This is a genomic window from Nocardioides pantholopis, from assembly GCF_003710085.1.
Taxonomy (GTDB): domain Bacteria; phylum Actinomycetota; class Actinomycetes; order Propionibacteriales; family Nocardioidaceae; genus Nocardioides; species Nocardioides pantholopis.
The window spans coordinates 1,416,984-1,440,736 of sequence record NZ_CP033324.1; the positions used below are offsets into that span (position 1 = coordinate 1,416,984).

23 protein-coding genes and 2 tRNA genes are annotated in these 23,753 nt (G+C 73.3%); 18 read left to right on the forward strand and 7 right to left on the reverse strand.

Going from position 1 to position 23,753, the window contains the following annotated elements; translation table 11 throughout:
* Positions 1–120 precede the first annotated feature (120 nt).
* From EBO35_RS06735 to EBO35_RS20155, 6 genes are all read left to right on the forward strand, one after another.
* On the forward strand, positions 121–1,209 hold the full coding sequence (locus EBO35_RS06735; RefSeq protein WP_122817039.1) for a branched-chain amino acid aminotransferase: 1,089 nt from the start codon (positions 121–123) through the stop codon (positions 1,207–1,209).
* A gap of 106 nt (positions 1,210–1,315) precedes the next feature.
* Positions 1,316–2,383 carry a FecCD family ABC transporter permease gene (locus EBO35_RS06740; protein ID WP_241153899.1) on the forward strand — a complete coding sequence of 356 codons (1,068 nt, stop codon included), beginning with the start codon at positions 1,316–1,318 and terminating at the stop codon, positions 2,381–2,383.
* On the forward strand, positions 2,380–3,444 hold the full coding sequence (locus EBO35_RS06745; RefSeq protein WP_122817040.1) for a FecCD family ABC transporter permease: 1,065 nt from the start codon (positions 2,380–2,382) through the stop codon (positions 3,442–3,444). The genes EBO35_RS06740 and EBO35_RS06745 overlap by 4 nt, the downstream gene beginning before the upstream one ends.
* Positions 3,445–3,538: 94 nt before the next feature.
* Positions 3,539–4,402 carry an ABC transporter ATP-binding protein gene (locus EBO35_RS06750; protein WP_122817041.1) on the forward strand — a complete coding sequence of 288 codons (864 nt, stop codon included), beginning with the start codon at positions 3,539–3,541 and terminating at the stop codon, positions 4,400–4,402.
* A gap of 66 nt (positions 4,403–4,468) precedes the next feature.
* Complete coding sequence (locus tag EBO35_RS06755; RefSeq protein ID WP_206422695.1) at positions 4,469–5,515, forward strand: iron-siderophore ABC transporter substrate-binding protein; 1,047 nt, start codon at positions 4,469–4,471, stop codon at positions 5,513–5,515.
* Between the two features lie 59 nt (positions 5,516–5,574).
* Positions 5,575–7,224, forward strand: coding sequence for a serine/threonine-protein kinase (locus EBO35_RS20155; RefSeq protein WP_122817042.1), 1,650 nt, complete (start codon positions 5,575–5,577; stop codon positions 7,222–7,224).
* A 22-nt stretch (positions 7,225–7,246) separates the two neighbouring features.
* On the opposite strand, the gene EBO35_RS06765 is transcribed toward EBO35_RS20155, so the two are convergent.
* Positions 7,247–7,858, reverse strand: coding sequence for a TetR/AcrR family transcriptional regulator (locus tag EBO35_RS06765; RefSeq protein WP_122817043.1), 612 nt, complete (start codon positions 7,856–7,858; stop codon positions 7,247–7,249).
* A gap of 107 nt (positions 7,859–7,965) precedes the next feature.
* On the opposite strand from EBO35_RS06765, the gene EBO35_RS06770 reads away from it, so the two are divergent.
* Genes EBO35_RS06770 through EBO35_RS06780 form a run of 3 tightly spaced genes read left to right on the forward strand, consistent with a single transcriptional unit; the run spans position 7,966 to position 10,469 of the window.
* On the forward strand, positions 7,966–8,517 hold the full coding sequence (locus tag EBO35_RS06770) for an NADPH-dependent FMN reductase (protein WP_122817044.1): 552 nt from the start codon (positions 7,966–7,968) through the stop codon (positions 8,515–8,517).
* Positions 8,518–8,535: 18 nt separating this feature from the next.
* Entirely contained in the window at positions 8,536–9,933 is a 1,398-nt protein-coding gene (locus EBO35_RS06775) for an amidase (RefSeq protein ID WP_122817045.1), read from the forward strand.
* The gene (locus tag EBO35_RS06780; RefSeq protein WP_122819418.1) at positions 9,927–10,469 is read left to right on the forward strand and encodes a GNAT family N-acetyltransferase; all 543 of its coding nucleotides are present in this window, start codon (positions 9,927–9,929) and stop codon (positions 10,467–10,469) included. Before EBO35_RS06775 ends, EBO35_RS06780 begins: the two co-directional genes overlap by 7 nt.
* On the opposite strand, the gene EBO35_RS06785 is transcribed toward EBO35_RS06780, so the two are convergent.
* From EBO35_RS06785 to EBO35_RS06795, 3 genes are read right to left on the reverse strand one after another with little or no spacing between them, the layout of a single operon-like run.
* Positions 10,435–11,097: a CbiQ family ECF transporter T component gene (locus EBO35_RS06785; RefSeq protein WP_122817046.1), complete on the reverse strand. Its 663-nt coding sequence runs from the start codon at positions 11,095–11,097 to the stop codon at positions 10,435–10,437. The genes EBO35_RS06780 and EBO35_RS06785 overlap by 35 nt on opposite strands.
* Positions 11,094–11,789 (reverse strand): energy-coupling factor ABC transporter ATP-binding protein, encoded by a 696-nt coding sequence (locus EBO35_RS06790; protein WP_122817047.1) that lies wholly within the window; start codon positions 11,787–11,789, stop codon positions 11,094–11,096. Before EBO35_RS06790 ends, EBO35_RS06785 begins: the two co-directional genes overlap by 4 nt.
* Before the next feature lie 2 nt (positions 11,790–11,791).
* The gene (locus EBO35_RS06795; protein ID WP_122817048.1) at positions 11,792–12,394 is read right to left on the reverse strand and encodes a biotin transporter BioY; all 603 of its coding nucleotides are present in this window, start codon (positions 12,392–12,394) and stop codon (positions 11,792–11,794) included.
* A gap of 113 nt (positions 12,395–12,507) precedes the next feature.
* Between EBO35_RS06795 and EBO35_RS06800 the strand changes: the two genes are divergently transcribed.
* Positions 12,508–13,071, forward strand: a complete 564-nt coding sequence (locus EBO35_RS06800) for a TetR/AcrR family transcriptional regulator C-terminal domain-containing protein (RefSeq protein ID WP_122819421.1) — start codon at positions 12,508–12,510, stop codon at positions 13,069–13,071.
* A gap of 39 nt (positions 13,072–13,110) precedes the next feature.
* On the opposite strand, the gene EBO35_RS06805 is transcribed toward EBO35_RS06800, so the two are convergent.
* Complete coding sequence (locus EBO35_RS06805; protein ID WP_122817049.1) at positions 13,111–13,659, reverse strand: 2'-5' RNA ligase family protein; 549 nt, start codon at positions 13,657–13,659, stop codon at positions 13,111–13,113.
* Between the two features lie 237 nt (positions 13,660–13,896).
* On the opposite strand from EBO35_RS06805, the gene EBO35_RS06810 reads away from it, so the two are divergent.
* On the forward strand, positions 13,897–15,159 hold the full coding sequence (locus EBO35_RS06810) for an HNH endonuclease signature motif containing protein (protein ID WP_122817050.1): 1,263 nt from the start codon (positions 13,897–13,899) through the stop codon (positions 15,157–15,159).
* Positions 15,160–15,423: 264 nt separating this feature from the next.
* Positions 15,424–16,131: a TIGR02391 family protein gene (locus tag EBO35_RS06815; RefSeq protein ID WP_164477848.1), complete on the forward strand. Its 708-nt coding sequence runs from the start codon at positions 15,424–15,426 to the stop codon at positions 16,129–16,131.
* Here the strand turns inward: EBO35_RS06815 and EBO35_RS06820 are convergent.
* Positions 16,091–17,029 (reverse strand): 3-methyladenine DNA glycosylase, encoded by a 939-nt coding sequence (locus EBO35_RS06820; RefSeq protein WP_317983530.1) that lies wholly within the window; start codon positions 17,027–17,029, stop codon positions 16,091–16,093. The genes EBO35_RS06815 and EBO35_RS06820 overlap by 41 nt on opposite strands.
* 58 nt (positions 17,030–17,087) lie before the next feature.
* Here EBO35_RS06820 and EBO35_RS06825 point away from each other — a divergent pair, with 58 nt between their 5' ends.
* The 6 genes from EBO35_RS06825 (at position 17,088) to EBO35_RS06850 (ending at position 22,410) form a co-directional block, all read left to right on the forward strand.
* Positions 17,088–17,897, forward strand: a complete 810-nt coding sequence (locus EBO35_RS06825) for a fumarylacetoacetate hydrolase family protein (protein ID WP_122817052.1) — start codon at positions 17,088–17,090, stop codon at positions 17,895–17,897.
* Positions 17,894–19,372, forward strand: coding sequence for a glutamate--tRNA ligase (gene gltX, locus EBO35_RS06830; RefSeq protein WP_122817053.1), 1,479 nt, complete (start codon positions 17,894–17,896; stop codon positions 19,370–19,372). Before EBO35_RS06825 ends, gltX begins: the two co-directional genes overlap by 4 nt.
* 10 nt (positions 19,373–19,382) lie before the next feature.
* Positions 19,383–20,330: a CPBP family intramembrane glutamic endopeptidase gene (locus EBO35_RS06835; RefSeq protein WP_122817054.1), complete on the forward strand. Its 948-nt coding sequence runs from the start codon at positions 19,383–19,385 to the stop codon at positions 20,328–20,330.
* A 67-nt stretch (positions 20,331–20,397) separates the two neighbouring features.
* Positions 20,398–20,469 (forward strand) — tRNA-Gln (locus EBO35_RS06840).
* A gap of 111 nt (positions 20,470–20,580) precedes the next feature.
* Positions 20,581–20,653, forward strand: a tRNA-Glu gene (locus tag EBO35_RS06845).
* A 158-nt stretch (positions 20,654–20,811) separates the two neighbouring features.
* Positions 20,812–22,410: an MDR family MFS transporter gene (locus EBO35_RS06850; RefSeq protein WP_206422696.1), complete on the forward strand. Its 1,599-nt coding sequence runs from the start codon at positions 20,812–20,814 to the stop codon at positions 22,408–22,410.
* Between the two features lie 57 nt (positions 22,411–22,467).
* On the opposite strand, the gene EBO35_RS06855 is transcribed toward EBO35_RS06850, so the two are convergent.
* On the reverse strand, positions 22,468–23,640 hold the full coding sequence (locus tag EBO35_RS06855; protein ID WP_122817055.1) for an LCP family protein: 1,173 nt from the start codon (positions 23,638–23,640) through the stop codon (positions 22,468–22,470).
* Between the last annotated feature and the right edge of the window lie 113 nt (positions 23,641–23,753).

Below are 23,753 nucleotides of genomic sequence, written 5' to 3' on the forward strand. Positions count from 1 at the left end.
GCCCGCACCCGTTCCCCGGGCGCCGGGCACCCCACGGGTGCCCGGCGCCGTCCCTTTTGACCCCGTTGGCCCCTGGCCCCTTTTGGCGAGGTCGCCAGCGAGAGGACTACCGTGAATCCCATGCAGATCAGCGCCACCGTGAACACCCACCCGGTCAGCGACGAGCGGCTCGCTGAGATCCTGGCCGACCCGGGCTTCGGCAACCACTTCACCGACCACATGTTCACTGTCGAGTGGACCCCCGACGCGGGCTGGCACGACGCCCGGATCGAGCCGTACGGCCCGCTCACCCTGGACCCCGCGACAGCGGTGCTGCACTACGCCCAGGAGACCTTCGAGGGCATGAAGGCCTACCGGCACGCTGACGGGTCGATCTGGACCTTCCGCCCCGAGGCCAACGCCGAGCGGATGGTCACCTCCAGCCACCGGCTCGCGCTGCCGGTCCTCGAGGTCCCCGACTTCCTCCAGGCCGTCCAGGAGCTGGTCCGCATCGACCAGCGCTGGGTGCCCGACACCACCGAGCCGGGCGCGGGGGAGAAGAGCCTCTACCTGCGGCCCTTCATGTTCGCCTCGGAGAAGTTCCTCGGCGTGCGGCCCTCCCAGCACGTCACGTTCATGGTCATCGCCAGCCCGGCCGGCTCCTACTTCAAGGGCGGCCTGAAGCCGGTCTCGCTGTGGCTGACCGAGGAGTACACCCGCGCCGGCCGCGGCGGCATGGGCGCGGCCAAGACCGGTGGCAACTACGCGAGCTCGCTGGTCGCCCAGCAGGAGGCCGCGGCGCACGGGTGCGACCAGGTCGTGTTCCTCGACGCCCAGGAGGGCACGTACGTCGAGGAGCTCGGCGGGATGAACATGTACTTCGTCTACGCGGACGGCCGGATCGTCACTCCGGCGACCGGGACGATCCTCGAGGGCATCACCCGGTCCAGCATCATCGAGCTGGCCCAGAAGATGGGACACCCGGTCGAGGAGCGCCGGTTCGGCATCGAGGAGTGGCGCGAGGGCGTCACCAGCGGCGAGATCGTCGAGATCTTCGCCTGCGGCACCGCCGCGGTGGTCACCCCGGTCGGCAGCCTGAAGTGGGACGGCGGCGAGGTGCCGTGCGCCCACGAGGGCGGCGAGGTGACGATGGCGATCCGCAAGGCCCTTGTGGACATCCAGTACGGCCGCGCCGAGGACCCGTTCGGCTGGATGCACCGCATCGTCTGACCGCGCGGTGCGTGACTGAGGTTATGCTCACCTAAGTTGCCGGCGCCGTCCCTCATGCCGGCCCCTTGTTCGTCGCGCCGTGGCGGACCGATCCGGGAGGTGGCTGGTGAGCTCGGTGCTCGATCACCCCGCGGGGCCGACCGCCAGGTCGCCGCGGGCACCGGCCCGCAGCCGGGTCGGCCTGCGGGGTGCGACGGCCGCGGCCGCACTGCTGCTCCTGATCGCTGCCTGCGCGCTGGCCAGCCTGATGTGGGGCGCCCGCGACATCCCCGCCGGCACGGTGTGGGACGCGCTGTGGTCGCCGGTCGGCGGCGACAACGACCACCTGGTGGTCCGCGACCAACGGGTGCCGCGCACGCTGATCGGCCTGGTCGCCGGTCTTGCTCTGGGCGCGGCGGGAGCGCTGATGCAGGGCGTCACCCGCAACCCGATCGCGGACCCCGGGCTCCTCGGCATCAACTCCGGCGCCTCGCTGGCGGTCGTCGTGGCGATCGCGGGCTTCGGGGTCGGCTCGGTCGGCGGCTACCTGTGGTTCGCGTTCGCCGGAGCGGCGGTCGCCGCGCTGGTCGTGTACGGCGCCGCGTCGCTGGGCTGGGAGGGCGTCACCCCGGTGAAGCTGGCACTGGTCGGGGCGGCGTTCACCGCGACCGCGACCTCGCTGATCACCGTGGTGCTGCTCAGCGACCGGCACACCCTGGGGGAGTACCGCTTCTGGCAGGTCGGCTCGCTGGCCAACCGCGACCTCGACGTGCTCGCGACCGTGGCGCCGTTCGCCGGCGTCGGGCTGGTGCTGGCGCTGGCCGCCGGCCGGGTCCTCAACGCGCTCGCGCTCGGTGACGACGTGGCCCGCGGCCTGGGTCAGGACGTGACCCGCGGGCGGCTGCTCGTGGTGGCCGCGGTCGTGCTGCTCTGCGGCTCGGCGGTCTCGCTCGTCGGCCCGATCGCGTTCGTCGGCCTGGTCGTGCCCCACCTCGCGCGGGCAGTGGTCGGACCCGACTACCGATGGCTGGTGCCGCTCTCGGCGCTGGCCGGGCCCGTGCTGCTGCTCGCCGCCGACCTCGTCGGCCGGCTCGTCGTCCGCCCCGCCGAGCTCGAGGCGGGGCTCGTGGTCGCCGTGGTCGGCGCCCCGGTCCTGCTCGTGCTGGTGCGCCGCTCCCGGAGCGTGACCGCGTGAGCGCCACCGTCCTCTCGCCGGCCGAGCGGACAGCGGTCGCGGGGGCCGGGCTGCGCGACTCGCGTCGCCGGCGCCGCCGCCGTCGGGCGACGGTCACCGCCGTGCTCCTCGCCGTGGCGGGCGCGCTGGCCGTGACCGCGCTGATGCTCGGCGACTACCGGCTCTCGGCCGGCGAGGTGCTCGGCGCGCTCGCCGGCAGCGACGAGGGCGCCGCCGGCTTCATCGTCCGGGACCTGCGCCTGCCGCGCCTCCTGCTCGGCGTCCTGGTGGGCGCCGCCTTCGGCCTGGCCGGGGCCCTGTTCCAGTCAGTGCTGCGCAACCCGCTGGCCAGCCCCGACATCATCGGCATCTCCCAGGGTGCGAGCGCCGCGGCCGTGGCCGCGATCCTCGCCGGGGGGCTCAGCGGCACCTGGGTCTCGCTCTCGGCGCTGGGCGGCGGCGCCGCCGTCGGCCTCCTGCTGTACGCCGTCGCCTGGCGCGGCGGCATGACCGGCAACCGCTTCGTGCTCGCCGGCATTGGCGTGGCCTACGTGTGCACCAGCGCGATCGGCTACTTCCTGACCCGCAGTGACGTCAAGGAGGCCCAGACCGCGCTGCGGTGGATGACCGGGAGCCTGGCGCAGGCCGACTGGCAGCTGGTGCGCACGCTCGCGGTCGCGGTGGTGGTCCTGGTGCCGATGGTGGCGCTGGTCGCCCGGTCGCTGGGGCTGCTGCTGCTCGGCGACGAGCAGGCCGGCAGCCTCGGCGTACGACCGGAGCTGGCCCGCGGCGTCGTGGTCGCCCTGGGTGTCGCCTTGGCCGCCGTCGCGACCGCGGCTGCGGGCCCGGTCGCGTTCGTGGCGCTGATCGCCGCCCCGGTCGCCCGGCGGCTGCTCGGCGACGGCGCGCTGGCGCTGGTGCAGTCCGCGCTGGTCGGCGTGGTGCTGGTGGTGGGCGCCGACGTGGTGGCCCAGCACCTGCTGCCGGCCGACCTGTCCGTCCCGGTCGGGGTCGTCACCGGCGCGATCGGCGGCCCGTACCTGATCTGGCTGATGGTCAGCGCCCGGCCCCGGGCGAGCTGACCGGACCGGCAGCGCCGAGGTGAGCCGACGTGACGAGCGCGTGACCAGGGACGTGAGTAGGAACGTGGGTAGGGACGTGAGAAGGAACGTGCGGATGACCCTGACGGCCGACCGGACAGCCGGTGCGGGCGAGCAGCCCCGTGCGGTCTCGCTGCGCGCCTGCGGCGTGCAGCTGGCCTACGACCAGCGCACGGTGGTGCACGGCGTCGACCTCGACGTCCGCGCCGGCGAGGTGACAGTGATCGTGGGGGCGAACGGCTGCGGCAAGTCCACGCTGCTGCGCGGTCTGGGTCGGATCCTCAAGCCGGTCGGCGGCACCGTCGAGCTCGACGGCGAGGACCTCCAGCGGCTGCGCCCGCGGGACGTGGCCGCGGTGCTGGGCCTGCTGCCCCAGCAGCCGGTGGCCCCCGAGGGGATCACGGTCGCCGACCTGGTCGGGCGCGGCCGGCACCCCCACCAGGGCGCGTTCCGGCGCTGGAGCAGCACCGACTCCGACGCGGTCGCCGCGGCGCTCGCGCTGACCGACACCCACGAGCTCGCCACCCGCCGGGTCGAGGAGCTCTCCGGCGGCCAGCGGCAGCGGGTCTGGGTCGCGATGATGCTCGCCCAGGACCCGCGGATCATGCTGCTCGACGAGCCCACGACCTACCTCGACATCGCCCACCAGGTCGACGTCCTGGATCTGCTCGCCGAGCTCAACGAGACCCGCGGCACCACCGTCGTGATGGTGCTGCACGACCTGAACCTCGCCGCCCGCTACGCCCATCACCTCGTGGTGATGGCGCAGGGGCGGGTGCTCTGCGAGGGGCCGCCCGCCGAGGTGCTGGACGCCGAGCAGATCCGGGCGGCCTTCGGGCTGGAGGCGCGGGTGATCCCGGACCCGGTCACCGGGCGCCCGCTCGTCGTGCCGGTCGGTCGCTATTCCGGCCCCGGGGTCCGGGGCATGGACCCAGCCTGAGGGTAGGTGTAGGTTAGGCTTGCCTAACACCGACCGGCCCGCCGGTCCCGCACCCGAGGAGACTCCGTGTCGCCCCTTCGCTCCCACCCCGCCCGGCGCCGTCGGCTGAGCCGCTTCGCGCTGCCGCTCGGCGCGCTGCTGCTCGCGCTTCCGCTGGCGGGCTGCGGCTCCGACGACTCCGACGACGACGCCGGCAGCGGCGACGCCGGGTCGTTCGAGACGGTCAGCATCGACCACGTCTTCGGCACGACCGAGATCGACGAGCGCCCCGAGCGGGTCGTGACCTGGGGTTGGGGCAGCGCCGACGCCGCCCTCGCGCTCGGCGTCACCCCGGTCGCGATGCCGACGAACTCCTACGGCGCCACCGAGGAGGGCTACATGCCCTGGCAGAAGGAGGCCATCGAGGCCTCCGGCGACGAGGAGCCGACGCTGCTGACCGACGCCGAGGCGCCGCCGTTCGAGGAGATCGCCGCCGCGAACCCCGACCTGATCCTGGCCAACTACTCCGGGATCACCGAGGCCGACTACGAGAAGCTCTCGAAGATCGCCGACACCGTCGCCTACCCCGACCAGCCGTGGGCCACCCCGTGGCGCGACGTGATCACCACCGTCGGTGACGCCCTCGGCAAGTCCGAGGAGGCCGACACCCTGCTCGAGGAGATCGACGGCGAGGTCGCGCAGGCCGCCACCGACCACCCCGAGTTCGAGGGCAAGACCATCGCCGCGGTCGCGATCGACCCCAGCGCCTTCTACGTCTACCGCGCCGCGGACCCGCGCGTGCAGTTCCTCGAGGACCTCGGCTTCACGCTGGCGCCGAGCGTCGGCGAGCTGGACACCGAGGAGGACACGTTCTTCTACACGATCAGCACCGAGGAGGTCGATAAGCTGACCTCGGACGTGCTGCTCTCCTACGTGCCCAACGAGGAGCGGCTCGCCGAGATCGAGGGCGACAAGACCTTCTCGGCCATGGAGCAGTTCCGCGCCGGCACCGTGGCCAACGTCGTGGGCGAGGACATCGTCTCCTCGGTCTCCCCGCCGACCGCGCTGTCGCTGACCTGGGGCCTCGACACGTTCGTCGAGTCCCTCGCGACGGCCACCCAGGGCGCCCGCTGAGCCGCGCCGTACCGCGCCGCGAGGGGCGGGAAACCGGCGGACCCGGGTAGATTCGTCCCGTGTCCGAGCTTCCGGTCTCCCGTCCCTCGCGCCCTGTCGGCGCCGGCCGGACCGTCGGGCCCTACACGCTGCTGACCAAGGTCGGCGAGGGCGGCATGGGCGTGGTCCACCTCGCCCGCCACGAGGACGGCTCCCGGGTCGCCCTGAAGGTGCTGCGCCCCCACATCGTGGGCGACGACCAGGCCCGCGCCCGGCTGGCCCGCGAGGTCGGGTCCCTGGAGCGGATCCGCAGCCGCTGGGTCGCCGAGATCATCGACGCCGACCCGTGGGCCGAGGTGCCCTACGTCGCCACCCGGTACGTCCCCGGCCTCTCCCTGCACGACCACGTCGTGGAGGAGGGCCCGATCACGGGCCGCGACCTGCTCTGGTTCGCCGCCTGCCTGGCGGAGGGGCTGGCCTCGGTGCACGAGGTCGGCGTCCTGCACCGTGACGTGAAGCCCTCCAACGTGCTGATGGAGGGTCGGACCCCGATCCTCATCGACTTCGGGCTGGCCCGGGTCGCCGACGACCCCCGGCTCACCCACACCGGCTGGCTGCTCGGGACGCCGGGCTACCTCGCGCCGGAGATCCTGTACGGCGAGGACGCCACCGCCGCCTCCGACATCCACTCCTGGGCGGCCACGGTCGCCTATGCCGGCACCGGCGGCCCGCCCTTCGGTCGGGGTCCGGCGATGGCGATCATGGACCGGGTCCGGCGCGGCGAGCACGACCTCGAGGGCCTGCCCGGCCGGCTGCGCGAGGTCGTCGACCTCGCCCTCGACCCGGAGCCGGCGGAGCGCCCCACCCTCGCCGAGCTGCTGGGCTGGCTGCGCCCGCAGACCACCCGGGTCGACCGACCGGTCCCGCCGCCCCCGCAGGCCGAGGACGTGCACACCCAGCCGTTCGCCGCGGCCGCGCTGGCCGCCGCCGTGGAGCCGACCGACCACTGGACCGGCGCGCCCGTCGACGCCCGGGACGTGGTGGCGGACGAGACACCGACCCGCTACCAGCCCGAGTACGAGACCCAGTACGACCCCGAGCCCGCCACCAGCGCGCTGCCGTGGCAGCTCGCCCCCGAGCCGCTCCCGGCCGGGCCGGCCGCCCCGGGGATGGCCGAGCGTGCCGCCCGTGCGGTGCTCTGGGCCGGTGGTGCCCTCGCGGTCGGCGCCGGGCTCGCGGCGTACCCCTGGGTCGTGGCGGTGCTGGTGGTGCTGGCGGTCTGGCTGCTGCGCAGCGGCTCGCTGGCGGCCAGCGCCGCGGGCGACCGCCGGCTGCGCCGCGGCCGGCGCTGGTACGACGGCGCGCAGTTCCTGCTCGGCGCGCCCTGGCACCTGGTCCGCTCGGTGCCGACCACCGCGCTGCTGGTGCTGTGGAGCGCCGGCCTGGCCACGGCCGGGGCCCTGGTCTGCTACGCCGTGGCGACCACGCTGCCGGTGGCGCTCGGCTGCTGCGGCGTCGTGCTCGCGGTGGCGCTGTGGTGCGGCCCCGGCAGCAGCCGGGTCCGGTCCCCGCTGTCCCGCGTGGTGAACCCGCTGGCCCGGGACGGGCGGCGCTGGCTGGTCGCGCTGGTGGTCCTGGTGGCGCTGGTCGGTGCCCTGGGCTGGCAGGTCGACCAGCACGGCACTGACTGGCGTCCCGACGACGCCCGGCCCTTCCAGTCGGTCCGCTGATCCGCGCACCCGGATCGGGGGCTCAGTCGCCGCGCGCGGCGGGCCCGATCACGCGGTGCACGAGGTCCACCCACCCGACGTAGACCCGGTCCACGGGGAAGTGCTCGATGCGCACCTGCTGCTCGACGATCGCGAGCTCGAGCGGGGCCAGCAGGGCGGTGCTCAGCAGCGGCAGGTCGCCGATGACGCCGAGCTCGGAGAGCAGCAGGCGCACGTGCATGGCGGTGAAGGAGTACGCCGCGTAGGAGCGGGAGCCGGCCCGGCCGGCGGCCCGGATCAGGTCGGCGTGCAGCAGCGTGGACTCCAGCCGGGTGCGACCCAGGGCGAGCAGCCGCTCCAGGGCGGGGGCGCCGGGGCCCAGCGGCGGGGGGCCGGAGAGGACCGCTGCCTGCCACTCGGTCTCGGAGTGGTCCAGGACGGCGGCCATCAGGCCCTCGCGGGACTCGAAGCGGCGGAAGACAGTGCCCTTGCCGACGCCGGCCCGGGCGGCCACGGCCTCCATCGTGACCGCGTCGATGCCGTGCACGCCGATCAGGTCGCGGGCCGCGCGCAGCAGCCGCTCCCGGTTGCGCGCGGCATCGCTGCGCTCGGGCGGCTGGTCGCCCAGGAGCGGCAGCAGGAGGGGCTCGGACATCGTGGGCCCAGCGTAGGGGGAACGTCTGCGGGCGGCGCGGGAATAGAAGCGGACTATGGTCCGGTTCACCTCGCGAACCTGTTTCGTCCCGACCCCCAGGAGCACCCATGTCCCAGACCAGCGTCGCCGTGCTGCTCGGCAGCCTCCGCGCCGACTCCGTCAACCGCCGGATCGCCGAGCGGCTCGCAGCCGAGGCGCCCGAGGGAGTCTCGGTGGAGATTCTCGACGGCCTCGACCAGCTGCCGTTCTACAACGAGGAGCTCGACGCCGACGAGGTCCCCGCGGCCGCCGCGTCGCTGCGCGCGCGGGTCGCCGGCGCCGACCGGGTCCTGATCGTCACCCCCGAGTACAACGGCACGATGCCGGCCGTGCTCAACAACGCCATCGACTGGCTCTCCCGCCCGTACGGCGCCGGCGCCCTGACCGCCAAGCCGGTCGCGGTCATCGGCACCACCCCCACGCCGTACGGCGGCCGCTGGGCGCACGCGGACGCCGCCCGCTCGGCCAACATCGCCGGCGCGGTCGTGCTCGAGGACGTCACGGTCTCCCAGCCGGGCGTCGAGGTCGACGTCCTCGCCGACGCCGAGGTCCAGGAGAAGTTCCGCGGCGCGCTGCGCTCGCTGGTCGAGTACGACGCCACGCCCTCCACCGCGGCCTGATGCCCTAGCGTCGGTCCCATGACCGACCTGCACGACCTGACGGCCCTCGAGCAGGGCGAGCTGGTGCGGCGCCGCGAGGTCTCGCCGCTGGAGCTCACCGAGCACTACCTCGAACGCGCCGACCGACTCGACTCGGTCGGCGCGTTCGTCACGCTCACCCCCGAGCTGGCCCGCGAGCGCGCCGCCGCCCTCGGTCCCGCGCCGGGGGCGGGGGCGCTGCACGGGGTGCCCACGGCGATCAAGGACCTGAACCTGACCGCCGGGGTGCGGACCACCCTGGGGTCCGCGGCGTACGACGACTTCGTGCCGCGGGTCTCCGACGGGGTGGTGCTCTCGATGGAGGCGGCCGGGCTGGTCAGCCTCGGCAAGACCAACACGCCCGAGTTCGGCTCGCCCTGCTACACCGAGCCCGACATCGCGCCACCGGCGGTGACCCCGTGGGACCGCAGTCGCGGCGCGGGCGGCTCGTCGGGGGGCGCCGCGGCCGCGGTGGCGGCCGGCCTGGTCCCGCTCGCGCAGGGCTCCGACGGCGGCGGCTCGATCCGGATCCCGGCGTCGTGCTGCGGGCTCGTCGGGCTCAAGCCCAGCCGGGGCCGGGTCAGCGGGTTCCCGCTGTACGGCGACCCGATCGGCCTGGCGACCGCCGGGCCGATCGCCCGGACCGTCCGCGACACCGCCGCGCTGCTCGACGTCCTGGCCGGGCGCCGCGCGGAGGACCCCTCCTGGGCGCCGGCGCCGCCGGGCACCTTCCTGGAGGCCTGCGACCGGGAGCCCGGGCGGCTGCGGGTGGCCCGGTTCGTCACCCCGATCCTCGCCGACGTGGCGGTGGACCCCGCCTGCGTCGAGGCCTGGGAGGACGCCTCCAAGCTGCTGGAGTCGCTCGGCCACGACGTGGAGGACGTCGCCGTCCCGCTGCCGCCGGAGGCGGTGCCGGTCTTCGAGACCTGCTGGGCGGTGCTCACGGCGCTGTCCACCGCGCCGGAGGGCCGCGAGCACCAGCTGCGCCCGCTCACCCGGTGGCTGACCGAGCGGGGCCGGGCCGCGACCGGCCCCGAGTTCGGGCTGGCCATCGGGGCGATGCGGCGCTTCGCCGCCACCGCCCTGGCCGCGCTGGCGCCGTACGACGTGGTGCTGACGCCCACGCTCGCGGCCCCGCCCGTCCCGGTGGGGGCGCTGCGCGACGACGCCGACCCGGCCGCGGACTTCCGGGCGCAGATGGCGTTCACGCCGTGGACCTCGGCATGGAACGTGACCGGGATGCCGGCGATCTCGCTGCCGCTGCACTGGACCACGGACGGGCTGCCGGTCGGGGTGATGCTGGCCGCCCGGCCGGCCGAGGAGGAGCTGCTGCTCGCGCTCTCGGCGCAGATCGAGGCCGCGGCGCCGTGGGCCGGACGGACGGCGCCGGGATGGTGAGCCGGCTGGTGATGGCCCACTCCGGGGAGCTCGCGGGCGACGAGCTCGCCGCGGTCCGGGGCCTGCTCGGCCGCGCCTTCCCCGCCGCCGAGGGCGGCTTCGACGACACCGACTGGGACCACGCGCTCGGCGGGATGCACGCGCTCGTGGTCGACGGCGACGACGTCCTGGCACACGGGTCGCTGGTGCTGCGCCGGCTACTCCACGGCGGCCGCGCCCTGCGCTGCGGGTACGTCGAGGCGGTCGCCGTGCACCCCGAGCACCGGCGCCGTGGCCACGGCTCGACGGTGCTGACCGCGCTCGAGGGCCTGTCCTCGGCCTACGAGCTGCTCGCGCTCGGGTCCTCCGACGCCGGCCTGCCGCTGTACGCCGCCCGCGGCTGGCTGCCCTGGCGCGGGCCGACCTCGGTGCTGACCCCCGACGGCATCCGCCCCACCCCGGACGACGACGGGGCGGTCCTGGTGCGGCCCGGGACGGTGCCGCTCGACCTGGACGCCCCGCTCACCTGCGACTGGCGCGACGGCGATCCGTGGTGAGCCCCTCGTCGGGGTCCTCGTCGCCGAGGCCGCGGGCGTGCAGGGCGTCGCCGGTCTCGTGGGCCCGGGCCACCACCCGGATCACGAACGGGGTGAGGTAGGCCCGCGGGTGCCGGCCGAGGCCGCGGGCGCGGGCCGCGTCCCGGGTCTCCACGGCCAGCGCGACAGTGCCGGGGAGGGCCTGGATGGCCAGGGAGAACGTGAGCGCCACCCGGTCGGGGTCGACTCCCAGCCGCCGCGCGGGCCCCAGCCAGCGCACGATCGCGTCCAGCATCGCGTGCACCGGGGTGGTGGCGGAGACGACCAGGGCGGCCAGCACCAGCGCCAGCAGGTCGACCAGGGTCTCGACCGCCTTGCCCCGGCCCTCCAGCCACCACTGCAGGGCGGCGAGGACGACGGCGACCAGCAGGATCGCGCGCGCCGAGCGGACCAGCGCGGCCAGCGGCACCCGGGCCAGCGCGGCGCCGAGCGCGGCCAGCGCGAGCCAGCAGAACGACGCCGGCATGCTGCGCACCAGCACCACGGCCAGGCTGAACGCCGCGAGCCCGGCGACCTTGGGGCCGACCGGCAGCCGGTGCAGCACGGTGGCCCCCGGCTGGTAGACGCCGATCAGCAGGGGGCCGCTCACGCGCCCGCCGTCGCCAGGTAGTGGTCCACGGCCGCCGCGGCCGGGCCGTCGTAGGTCACCGCGCCGTCGGCGACCACGAGCACCCGGTCGCAGCGGCGGGCCAGGTCGAGGTCGTGGGTGACCAGCACCAGCTGCTGGGGGAGCCCGAGGAGCAGGTCGCCGACCCGCCGGGTGTTGGCGAGGTCGAGCAGCGTCGTCGGCTCGTCGGCGACCAGGAGCGCGGGCTCGGTGGCCAGCACGCCGGCCAGCGCGAGCAGCTGCTTCTGGCCGCCCGAGAGCGCGTGCACCGAGACGTCGGCGTGGGCGCCGAGGCCGTGCCGGTCGAGGAGCTCCAGTGCGCGCCGACGACGCTCGCGCGAATCGCGGACCTGGCGGCGCAGCGAGAGCTCGACGTCCTCCACGCAGGTCGGCATCACCAGCTGGGCAGCCGGGTCGGTGAAGGAGAACGCCACCCGGCGCCGGACCCGGGCGCCGGCGCGGGCCACGTCCAGCCCGTCGACGAGCACCCGGCCGCAGGACGGGGTCACCAGGCCGTTGAGCAGCCGGGCCAGGGTGGACTTGCCCGAACCGTTGCCGCCGATCAGGCCGACCCGGTGCTCGGTGAGGGTGAGGGTGGTCGGCGCGAGGATCGTGCGCTCGCCGTCCGGGGCGGCGACGGCGACGCCGGCGTCCTGGAGCTCGATGACGGGCACGCTCAGCGGCCGTGCAGCAGCTGCGGGAACGCGCGGTGCACCTCGGCGGCGACCAGTGCCACGAGCGCCATCTTCACCACGTCGCCGAGCCAGAACGGCATGTCGAAGCGCAGCGCGTCGCCCCAGGAGACATCGAGGTAGAGCTTCATGCCGGCGATGCCGAGGGTGTGGACGACCAGGACGCTCGCGGCGATCGCGCAGGCGAACACGAACAGGGCGCGGGTCTTGCGGGCCGGCCCCGCGACGTGCGTGACCAGGAAGCCGGCCAGGGCCGCGGCCAGCGGGAACGACCACAGGTAGCCGGCGCTGACGCCGGTGAACGGACCCAGCCCGGAGGCGTGGTCGGAGAAGACCGGCAGGCCGATCGCGCCGAGGCCGAGGTAGAGGGCCACGGCCAGGAACCCGCGCAGCGGGCCCAGCACGCAGCCGGCCAGCAGCACCCCGAAGCCCTGCAAGGTGATGTCGACGCCCGCGCCCCCGACCGGGATGCCGCCGACCACCGCACAGGCCGCGATCAGCGCGGCGAAGGCCGCCACCAGTGCCAGGTCGGTGGTGCTGAGGCGGCGCCGCGCTGGGGCGGTCACGGGCCGGGCGGTGGTCGTCATCGGGCGTCCTCGGGGTCGGACCTGAACGGTGGTCAGCTGAACGGCGTTCAGGTTAGGGTGGGCGTCGCCGCAGGTCAATGCCGCCCCGGCCGACCGTGGACCAGGAGGACCGGATGCGCAACCGCCGCGAGGACGTCGTCGAGCGGGCCCTCGACGTCTTGGACCGGCACGGTCTGGCCGACCTGTCCATGCGCCGGCTCGGCACCGAGCTCGGGGTCCAGCCCAGCGCGCTCTACCACCACTTCGCGAACAAGCAGACGCTGCTCGCCGCGGTCGCCGACGAGCTGCTGGCCCGGGGCGCCCGGCCGGTCCCGGCCGGGTCGTGGGACCAGCGGGTGAGTGCGGTGTGCACCGGACTTCGCGAGTCGATGCTGGCCTACCGCGACGGCGCCGAGCTGGTCGCCACCGTGCGCGCGTTCGGCCTGGGCGCCACCGCGCCGTACGACGCGCTGGTGCGGGAGCTGGCGGGCGCCGGCCTGCCCCCGGACCGGGCGGCGACCGCGGCGGGCACGCTGCTGCACTTCGTGCTCGGGCACGCGACCGACGAGCAGATCCACCTCCAGGCCGGCAGCGCCGGCGCGATCGCCGACGGGCCCCGGGAGGGCTCGGACTTCGAGCTGGGGCTCGCGATCGTCGTCGACGGCATCCGGGCCCTGCTCGGCGCCCCGGCGCGCTAGTCCGGCGCGGGCCCGATCCGCCCGCGGGCCGGCGGGGAGTCAGCCGCCCAGCGGCCAGGAGGCGAGCACCCGGCAGCGGTGCGGCTCGTACCACGCGAGGTCCAGCCGCTCGGCCCGGCACCGGGCCGGCACCAGGTCGCCGAGCAGCCGCCGGGTGGAGGCCTGGGTGACCGCCGCCCCCGGGGCGTTCGAGGCTGCGTCCACTGTCAGGTGCGGCACCACGTCCTCGACCCGGCCGAACGCCCCGCCGTACGGCGGGCACTGCGGGAAGGCCTCGACCAGGCGCCGGGTCAGCTCCCGGAACGACGCGTCCGGCTCCGGCGCCAGGTGGATGATCCCGTCGGGGAAGGTCGCGAGCCGGTCCAGCACGAAGTCGAAGGGCTCGACCGAGGCCGCGACCTTCGCGACCAGCGCCAGGTCCTCCTCGTCGGGGTCGGGGAGGAACGGGCCGAGCGCGGTGACGTGGGCGTGCACGTGGCAGGGCGCCGCGGACAGGTACGCCGCGTCGTAGTGGGCGGTGCGGGCCCGGACGAACGGCTCCAGCGGCGGCACGGGCACCTGGAGCACGGGATGTCCGGGCCAGCTCATGGGCCCAGGGTCTCAGGCGTCCGCCACCGGGTTGACCAGGGTCCCGGCGTACATCAGCGAGGACGCCTGGTCGGTGATGTCGACCAAGGGGCGCCTGTCGGGCCCCGCGCCTGCCTGCTGATCGTTATCCACAGATTCAAGAAAAAGGCTCTGACTGCTTTTTGTGCAATTCGAACAGGTGTACGATTAGGGTTTCGCGGCAATGGTTGTCACGCCTGGTGACCTTCGGGGGCCGCAGTGACGGAGCTGGCTCATCACCCTTATCTGGCGGGCGCCGAGTCGCTGGTGGCGGTCCTGGACTCGATGGTCGATCTGCAGCCGGCGTTCCTGCCGGAGGCCGACCAGCGTCGCGCCCTGCAGGTGATGCGGGCGGTCGCGTCGCGGGCGCTGGCGATGGAGGCGATGCTGATGGCGGCCGCGGGTGGGGTCGCGGAGGCGGACGGGCACCGTGACGTGGCCGCGTGGCTGGCGCACCGCTCCCATGCCTCGTTGGCGGCCGGTCGTCGGGCGCAGCGGCTCGGTGATGCGTGTGACCGGCGTTGGCAGCACCTGGGCCGCGTCCTGGTGACCGGTTGTGTGGACGTGGACCAGGGGCACGTGATCGTGGCCGCCTTGGACGACCTGGCGGCGGCCGCCACTCTGGTCGACGTCGGGGCCGAGGAGTGGGGCCGGGTCCTGGCGCTCGCCGAGGCGCACCTGGTGGAGCAGGCCGCGGAATTCGGGCCTCGTGAGCTGCGGCGCCTGGGGGAGCGGATCCTCGCGGTCGTGGCCCCTGAGCTGGCCGAGCAGCTGGAGGAGAAGGAGCTGGAGGCCGCCGAGCGGCGCGCCCGGCGGCGTACCTCGCTGCGGATCCAGCACCTCGGCGACGGGACCGCGCTGATCAGGGCCCGGGTTCCGGAGTCGGTGGCGCTGCGGCTCACGACCTCGCTGGAGGCGTTCACGAATCCACGCCGCGCGGAGGGTCGCTGCGGTTCCGACGGGGAGACGGTGCCCTACGACCGGCGGCTGGGTGAGGCCTTCTGCTCGCTGCTGGAGTGCCTGGATCCGGCCCGGTTGCCGCTGCACGGGGGTGACGCGACCACGCTGGTGATCACCATGGATCTCGCGGCCCTGGTCGAGGGGCTCGGGGCCGCGACGTTGGCCGACGGGTCGAGGATCACCGCCAGAGAGGCCCGGAGGATGGCCTGCACCGCGGACCTCGTCCCGGCCGTGCTCGGCACCCGGTCGGTGCCGCTCGACCTGGGCCGCACCGCCCGGCTGTTCAGTCCCGGGCAGCGCAAGGCCCTCGCCCTCCGGGATCGGGAGTGCCGCGCCCAGGGCTGTTCAATCCCCTCGACCTGGACCGAGGCGCACCACCTCGAGCCCTGGTCCCGTGGCGGCAGGACCGACCTGGCGAACGCGGTCCTGCTCTGCTCTCGTCACCATCATCTGATCCACGACGACCGATATCTCCACGACCGTCTGCCGAATGGCGATATTCGATTCGCGCGGCGGCGGTGACCCGGGGGCTGTTTAGTTTCCGTGCGTGCGAGACGGTGGGCCACGAGGTCGGAGCGTTCAATTGCACGGCGCCGTCGTCGCGGCCTCTCCTTGCATCCCGGGTGGTCGCTCGGATTCGGTGGCCGAGCGTGCCCGAATAGGCGCGGGCGGATCAGTTTCCTGAGCGTGTCACGTCCCTTGGTCGGCCGTTCTTGCGCTGCGACCGATCCTCGCCGGGAGACTCGCGCCATCGAGGCCGAGGAACATCGGTCGGGACGAATGAAGGTGCATCGGGTGATGGATTCACATGCGGCTGTTGAGCGTCTGGGTGAGATCGCCTGGATGGCCCGGAGTGACGGTGGCATCTCCTTGATGAGTGGCTCGCACTCGGAGGGCCTCCGGGTCGAGGCCGCGGCCTTGGTCGCGTCATGTCTTGGGCGCGAGCACTACCTGGTCGCCAAGTTGGATGAATGGACGCCGTTCGCCGCCACGGGGAGATATCGACAAGGCAGTCCAGTCGATCAGTTCTGCGGGTACCTGAATGCCGCAGTGGCGCTAATCGGGTCTGGGGAGGCCCAGGCGAGTATGTCGCCTCCTTGCGACCCTGAACTCTGGGCGCATATCGAGGGCCTGGTTGAAGGTCGGATGTGGGACAAGGTTCCGGCCGTCGTCGTCACCTTCGTCGAGCACTGGTTCCGGAGTCGAGGAGGCAACCCGTCCAACAAGAGTGGCGGCAAGTTGTATGGCCGCGGCCTGTTCTCCGAGCTCCTGCGTCCCGGCGGTGCGTTGACGCTTGGGTCGGATCTGAGCGAGCAGGAGGGCTGGCACGATCTCGGGCAGGGGCTCGTCAAGGCGATTGGGAACGGACATCGCCACGGAGTGCAGGATCGGGCGGACGCTGAGCGACTCGCCTGGAGTGTCATCGGTCTTGGAAGTCTGCTGATGGGTGAGGTCAGGCGCACCTATGGGGATCGTGCGCCCGCAGAGGAGTGACCTGCTCGTCGCGCGCGAGCGACAGCAGTCGCTCGCACTCGCCGACCAGCCGGGCCCGCAGCGGGGCGCCGCGCTCGGCGAAGCCGCGCTGCGCGGCGGCGTACTCCGCCTTGCCTGCGGCGGTCTCGATCCGCACCGGGGTGAACGGCGAGCCGTCGTGGTCGGTGAGGCCGGTGAGGTCATACGGCGCGGCGCGCATGTCGAGCACCCGGATGTCGCGGGCCAGCTCGAAGCAGTCGGCGACCAGGTCGGAGTCGATCATCGGGGTGAGCCGGAAGGCGTGCTTGTAGAGGTCCATGCCCGCGTGCAGGCAGGCCGGCTGCTCGAAGGCCGGCCGGTCGGACGCCGTGGGGGAGAGCTGGTTGAGCGGGCGCGCCGGGCCGGTGAAGAACCGGTAGGCGTCGAAGTGGGAGCAGGCCACCCGGTGCGACTCCACGACCGCGTCGGTGCCCTCGGGGCCCAGGCGCAGCGGCCAGTCCGCGTGCCGGGTCTCGTCCTCGTCGAGCCGGTAGACCATCGCCCACTCGTGCAGGCCGAAGCAGCCGAAGTTGGGCGCCCGGCCGGCGGTCGCCGCGAGCAGCCGCCGGGTCGCCTCGAGCAGCGGTCGCTGGGCGTCCACGAAGTCCCGGGTGACGGCGACGGTGTCGCCGTCGCCTGCGTAGCCCTTGAGGCCGGCGTAGGCCGCCTGCGCCTCCGCCCCGGCCAGCCCCACGCCGTACCCGGGGTGCCAGCGGCGCAGCTGGGCCGGGCGCTGGGAGTAGTAGGTGAACAGGAAGTCGTGGACCGGGTGCTTGACCCGCGCCTCCCGGCGGGCGAGGTGCGGGGCCACGAACGCGTCCACGCGCTCGGCGTGCGCCGCCGCGCGCGCCTGCCAGTCCGCCGCCGCCAGCACCTCCACACCGGAGATCGTAGGTCTCCCGGTCGGGCGGCGCCGAACGGGCCGATAGGCTCGTGAGGTGCGCATCGCAAGGTTCACCACAGGCGAGGACCCCCTCTATGGCGTCGTGACGGGCGAGCTCGACGAGTTCGGCCAGCCCGACGAGGACAGTGTGGTGGTCGCCCTCGCGGGCGACCCCCTCTACGTCGGCGTCAAGCCGCTGGAGCAGGAGTACCGGCTCGCCGACGTCCGGCTGCTCGCGCCGGTCCTGCCCCGCAGCAAGGTCGTCGGCATCGGGCGCAACTACGCGGCGCACGCCGCGGAGCTCGGCAACGAGCTGCCGACCGAGCCGCTGATGTTCCTCAAGCCCAACACCAGCGTGATCGGTCCGAACGACTCGATCTTCCTGCCCCCGCAGAGCGCGGAGGTGCACTACGAGGGCGAGCTTGCGCTGGTCATCGGCCGGATCTGCCGCGACGTCCCGGCCGAGAAAGCCACCGACGTGATCCACGGCTACACGATCGCCAACGACGTCACGGCCCGCGACCTCCAGCGCCGCGACGGGCACTTCACCCGCGCGAAGGGGTTCGACTCCTTCTGCCCACTGGGTCCCTGGATCGAGACCGATCTGGACCCGCAGGACTTCGCCGACGGTCGGCAGCTGCAGACCTTCCTCAACGGCGATGTGGTCCAGGACGGCACGACCGCCGACCTGGTCTTCGACATCCCCAGCCTGATCGCGCACGTGTCCAGCAGCATGACGCTGCTGCCCGGCGACGTGATCCTCACCGGCACCCCTGCAGGGGTCGGTCCCATGAAGGACGGTGACGAGGTCGAGATCTCGATCGCCGGCCTCGGCACTCTGACGAACAAGGTGGCAACCCGTTGACCGACGTACGCGTCCGCTTCTGTCCCTCGCCCACGGGCTCCCCGCACGTCGGCTTCGCCCGTGCGGCGCTCTACAACTGGGTCTTCGCCCGCCACGCCAGGCTCAACGGCGGCCAGGGCACCCTGGTGTTCCGCATCGAGGACACCGACAAGGAGCGCAGCACCCAGGAGTCCTACGACGCCATGGTCGAGTCGATGCGGTGGCTCGGCCTCGACTGGGACGAGGGCCCGGGCAAGGGCGGGCCCTACGGCCCCTACCTGCAGTCCGAGCGCACCGAGATCTACGTCGACGTGCTGGCCAAGCTGCGCGACTCCAAGTTCACCTACGACTGCTTCTGCACCACCGAGGAGGTCGACGCCCGGCGCAAGGCGAGCGGCTCCAAGGTGCAGGGGTACGACGGATTCTGCCGCGACCTCTCCGCCGAGCAGCGGGCCGCCTTCGAGGCCGACGGCCGCAAGCCGGTCGTCCGGTTCCGGATGCCCGACGGCTCGATCACCTGGACCGACCTGGTCCGCGGCGAGGTGACCTTCGAGACCGAGTTCGTCCCGGACTTCGCCCTCTGTCGCGCCAACGGCGACCCGCTCTACACGCTGGTCAACCCGGTCGACGACGCGCTGATGCGGATCACCCACGTGCTCCGCGGCGAGGACCTGCTCTCCAGCACGCCCCGCCAGATCCCGCTGCACCAGGCGCTGGTCGAGCTCGGCATCTCCGAGGGGGTGCCGCAGTTCGGGCACCTGCCGCTGATCATGGGCGAGGGCAACAAGAAGCTCTCCAAGCGCGACCCCCAGGCCCACCTGTTCATGTACCGCGACCAGGGCTTCCTGCCCGAGGGCCTGCTGAACTACCTGGCCCTGCTGGGCTGGGCGATCGCCGCCGACCGCGACGTCTTCACGCTCGAGGAGATGGTCGAGGCCTTCGACATCAAGGACGTGAACCCGAACCCGGCCCGCTTCGACCTGAAGAAGGCCGACGCGATCAACGGCGCGCACATGCGGATGCTGCCGGTCGACGAGATCACCCACCGGGTGCTGCCGTTCCTCAAGGCCGCCGGCGTCGTCTCCGACCCGGTCAGCGACGCCGACGCCCAGCTGCTCGAGCTGGCGATGCCCCTGGTCGGCGAGCGGATCAACAAGCTCACCGAGGCCGTCGACATGCTCGGCTTCCTCTTCGTCGACGAGGCCGACTTCACCCGCGACGAGGCCGACGCGGCCAAGCTCCTCGACGAGCAGGGCCGCGCGGTCGTGCAGGCCTCGCACGACGCGCTGGCCGCCCTGCCGGACTGGTCGACGGCGTCGATCCAGGAGGCCCTCCAGGCGACGCTCGTCGACGGGATGGGCCTCAAGCCGCGGGTCGCGTTCGGCCCGGTGCGGGTGGCCGTGACCGGGCGGCGGGTCTCGCCGCCGCTCTTCGAGTCCCTCGAGCTCCTCGGTCGGGAGCGCAGCCTGGCGCGCCTGCTCGGCGCGGTCGGCTGACGGGCGCTCGGTGAGCGGGCCCGGCCCAGGGCTGCCGTACCACCGGATCCAGCGCGGGGGCGACTGGTCCTGGTGGCGTCCGGTCGTGGGCGTGCTGGTGCTGTTCGTCGCGTTCCTGCTCGTGGTGCCGCTGGGGGTGCTGGTCCTCTTCACGGTCGGCCTCGCCGTCAGCGGCGCCGACGTGCCGAGCGCCATGGAGCGGATGGTCGACACCGACGAGGTGACCCCGCTGGCGCTGGCGTACCTCAACGTCTCGATCGCGGCGCTGATCCCGGTCACCTGGCTGCTGGCGCGGGTCCTGCACGGGCTGCGCCCCGGCTGGCTCGCCTCGGTGCGCCCCCGGATCCGGTGGCGGTGGCTGCTGGTCTGCTTCGGGATCGCCTTCCTGGCGCTGGTCCTGACCCTGGTGGTGGCCGTCTTCCTGCCCCAGCAGGGGGAGTCGACCGACATGGACGCCGGGCTCAACCCGTGGACGACCACCGTGCGCGACTTCGTGCTGATCGTCGTGCTACTCACCCCGCTCCAGGCGGCGGGGGAGGAGTACGTCTTCCGCGGCTACCTGACCCAGGCCTTCGGCGGCCTGGTCTCCTCGCCCTGGCTGGCCGTGCTCGGCCCGGCGCTGCTCTTCGCGCTCGCGCACGGCGCGCAGGACCCGCCGGTCTTCGTCGACCGGTTCGCGTTCGGCGTCGTCTCGGGGCTGCTGGTGGTGCTCACCGGCGGCCTGGAGGCCGGCATCGCGATGCACGTGCTCAACAACTGGCTGGCCTTCGGCATCGCCCTGGCCTTCGGGGACATGTCCTCGGTCCTGAACCCGGTCGGCGGCAGCTGGTGGAGCCTGCCGACCACGCTCACCCAGTCGCTCTCGTTCCTGCTCCTGGTCCTCGGCGCGGCCCGGCTGCTGGGGCTGCGGACCACGACGAACGGGGCCGTTTTGGCGGCCCGCAAAGTGCGCGTGTAAGGTTCTCGATCGTGCCCCCGGCCAGCACGGCGGTGGGCTCGAACACTGTTAAGTCAGTGGGATTAATTGGGATATGGTGTAATTGGCAGCACGACTGGTTCTGGTCCAGTTAGTCTAGGTTCGAGTCCTAGTATCCCAGCGAGATCGAGGCCGGCAGGCCCCGATTTTGTGCGAAGCCAGGCAAAAGATATGGTTTCGCAGGTCGTTCGGAGCGGATCCGCGAGGGTCTGGGACGAACGGTCATGAGCACGCCCCCGTTGTGTAGCGGCCTAGCACGCCGCCCTCTCAAGGCGGTAGCGCCGGTTCGAATCCGGTCGGGGGTACGTCTCGGCAGGGCCCGGATCCGCACGGATCCGGGCCCTGCTGCATTTCTCGCCACCGCGCCCCCGGCCGTTACCGTGGACGGGGTCCTTCGTGCGTGACCATGGCCGAGCTCGGTCCGGTGTCCCCCCTTCGGAACCTCCAGTGACTGGAGCCAGCCGTGGCAACCACCCCGAACGCGAAGCCGGATCCCGTCGCCGGCGCCGATCCGGACGTCGACCCGGACGTCGACCCGCAGGGCTCCGGCAAGCTCGACCGCACGGTGATCGTGACCGGCCTGGTGATCGTGTCCGGCATGCTCATGTCGGTCCTGGACACCACGATCGTGAACGTCGCGCTCGACACGTTGAGCTCGGACCTCGACTCGTCGCTGAACAAGACGCAGTGGGTCGTCACGGGCTACCTGCTCTCGGTCGCCATGGTCATCCCGATCACGGGGTGGGCCATGGACCGCTTCGGGTCTAAGCGGATCTGGATCCTGGCGGTGGCCCTGTTCATGCTCGGCTCCGCCCTGTGCGCGACCGCTTGGAACATGGAGAGCCTGATCGGGTTCCGCATCGTCCAGGGCCTCGGCGGCGGCATGCTGCTGCCCGCGGGGCAGACCATGATCGCCCGCGCAGCGGGGTCGGACCGGATGGGCAGCGCCATGTCCATCCTCGGCGTGCCGATGCTGCTCGGCCCGGTCTTCGGCCCCGTGCTCGGCGGCCTGCTCGTGGAGTACGCCAGCTGGCACTGGATCTTCGTGGTCAACGTCCCTGTCGGCATCGTCGCGATCGCGCTGGCGGTCTGGAAGCTGCCGGCCGGCGCGCCTGCCGACGACCCCGGGCGGCTCGACGTCGTCGGGCTCGTCCTGCTCTCGGGCAGCCTCGCGAGCCTCCTCTACGGCCTCTCCGAGGCGAGCTCCCGGGGCGGGTTCGACGAGCGGGGCGTGCTGGGCTGGCTGATCGGCGGCGGCGTCGGGCTGGCGCTGTACGCCGGGTACAGCCTGGCCCGCGGGCCGGCGTCGATCATCGACGTCCGGCTGCTCGCCAACCGGGTCTTCGCCAGCAGCACGGTGGCGGTGTTCCTCGTCGCGATCGGCATGTTCGGCGGGATGCTGCTGCTGCCGCTGTACTACCAGACCGTCCGCGGTCAGGGCGCCCTGGACGCCGGCCTGCTGCTCGCGCCCCAGGGCCTCGGCGCGATCGTGGCCGTGCTCCTCACCGGCCGGCTCACCGACCGCATCGGCGCCGGGTACGTCGTACCGGTCGGCGTCGTGCTCGCGCTCGCCGGCACGTTCCCGTTCACCCAGGTCGGCGTCGACACGTCCTACGTGTGGCTCTGCCTGGCGCTGTTCGTGCGCGGCATCGGGATCGGGTCGGTGATGATGCCGACCATCTCGGCGGCGTACACCACGCTCAGCAAGGACCAGGCGTCCCGGGCCGCCCCCACCCTGTCGGCCATCCAGCAGGTCGGTGCCTCCCTCGGCAGCGCCGTCCTGGTCACCGTGCTGACCCACCAGCTCACCGCCAAGCTCCTCTCGCGCGGCCTGGACACCGGGGGAGGTGGCGGTGGTGCCACCGAGCTGCACTCGATCCCCGCCAGCGAGATGCCGGTCGTCGGGCCGCTCCTGGCCGACTCCTACGGGTACGCGTTCTGGTTCGCGTTCGGTCTCACCGCACTCATCATCCTGCCCGCGCTGGCGCTACCCCGGCACCGGCACGGCAAGCCCGCCGGCGCCGGTTCGCCCCGGGGTCAGCAGCCCCGGGGTCAGCGGTGAGCTGGCCACCGAACTGACGTCGAAAACGGCGGCAGGCTCACCGCCGGGGCGCGCCGCTCAGGCGCACAGCCCGTTGGCCAGGGCCTCGGCGCGCTCGTCCTCGGTCGGCCCGGGAGACCCGGGAGACCTGGGAGACCTGGGAGACCCAGATGTCGCAGATCCGGCACCCCGCCCGGTGGGAGGCCCCGTGTTGGGCGGCTGGCCGGCGTTGATGCTGTCCTCGCCGAGCTCCCGGCCCAGGGGCCGGTCCGCGATGATCCGCCGCCACAGGGCGTCGGCGGCCGGGCTCCACTGCAGCCGGTTCGGGTCGGACGGGTACTCCTCGAACGGCACCGTGACGAACCGGATCCGCGACATCCCGGTGTCGCGGAACTGCATCGCGAGGTCGGCCAGCGCCTTGACCGAGTCGAGGTCCTCGTCGACGGTGATCGACTCGGTGACCGCGGCGAGGAAGTCGTAGACCCGGGTCGGCCGGGTCAGCGTGCCGGCCGACATCACCTTGTTGACCAGCGAGGCGAGGAACGCCTGCTGCCGCTTCATCCGGCCGATGTCGCCGGTCGCCGAGAGCACTGTGCGCTCGCGCACGTAGCTCAGCGAGTCCTGCCCGTCCAGCTCCTGGGTGCCGGCGTCGAGGAAGATGCCGTGCTCGGGGTCGTCGACCTCCTGGGGCAGGCACACGGTGACCCCCTTGACCGCGTCCACCATGTCCACGAAGCCGCCGAACTCCAGGGCGAGGAAGTGATCGATGTAGATCCCGGTCAGGCTCTCCACGGTCCGCACGCTGCACAGCGGGCCGCCGACGGCGTACGCCGTGTTGAACATGACCGGGTCCTCGCCCGGGACGGTCCGGCCGTCGACCTCGCAGTCGGGCCGGGCCACCATCGCGTCCCGCGGCAGGCTCACGCCGTACGCCGAGGAGCGGTCCGCCGAGACGTGCAGCAGGATCGTGAGGTCCGAGCCGCCGCCGCCCTCGTCGTCGATGGCGTTGCCGTTCTCGCGGGTGTCGGAGCCCAGGAGCAGGATGTTCAGCGGCTCCCGCTTCCCCTCGGCGCCGGCGCTCTTGTGCACCTCGTGCTCGATCTGCGCGCCCGGACCGATCTTGCCGTTCAGCCGGTGGTAGGCCACCGCGACCAGGGTGCCGGTGAGCAGCGCGAGGACCAGCTGGGTCGCGATCACGACCTTCAGCACGGTACGGCGGGGGCGGGTCCCCGGCGGCTGCTCTGCGGGCACGCCTCATCGTCGCAGGGCCTCGGCGCGATTTCGGGAGGTTGCGTCACCGGTGCTCGGGCGTTCCGCCGGCGCCGTCCTCCGCCGTGTCCGATACCCGCGAGCCGGGCGCCCGC

Coding starts and splice junctions, on each gene's coding strand:
- EBO35_RS06770 (WP_122817044.1), top strand. CDS start 7,966: ATGTCCCAGACCAGCGTCGCCGTGCTGCTCGGCAGCCTCCGCGCCGAC.
- EBO35_RS06775 (WP_122817045.1), top strand. CDS start 8,536: ATGACCGACCTGCACGACCTGACGGCCCTCGAGCAGGGCGAGCTGGTG.
- EBO35_RS06780 (WP_122819418.1), top strand. CDS start 9,927: ATGGTGAGCCGGCTGGTGATGGCCCACTCCGGGGAGCTCGCGGGCGAC.
- EBO35_RS06800 (WP_122819421.1), top strand. CDS start 12,508: ATGCGCAACCGCCGCGAGGACGTCGTCGAGCGGGCCCTCGACGTCTTG.
- EBO35_RS06765 (WP_122817043.1), bottom strand. CDS start 7,858: ATGTCCGAGCCCCTCCTGCTGCCGCTCCTGGGCGACCAGCCGCCCGAG.
- EBO35_RS06805 (WP_122817049.1), bottom strand. CDS start 13,659: ATGAGCTGGCCCGGACATCCCGTGCTCCAGGTGCCCGTGCCGCCGCTG.
- EBO35_RS06735 (WP_122817039.1), top strand. CDS start 121: ATGCAGATCAGCGCCACCGTGAACACCCACCCGGTCAGCGACGAGCGG.
- EBO35_RS06795 (WP_122817048.1), bottom strand. CDS start 12,394: ATGACGACCACCGCCCGGCCCGTGACCGCCCCAGCGCGGCGCCGCCTC.
- EBO35_RS06750 (WP_122817041.1), top strand. CDS start 3,539: ATGACCCTGACGGCCGACCGGACAGCCGGTGCGGGCGAGCAGCCCCGT.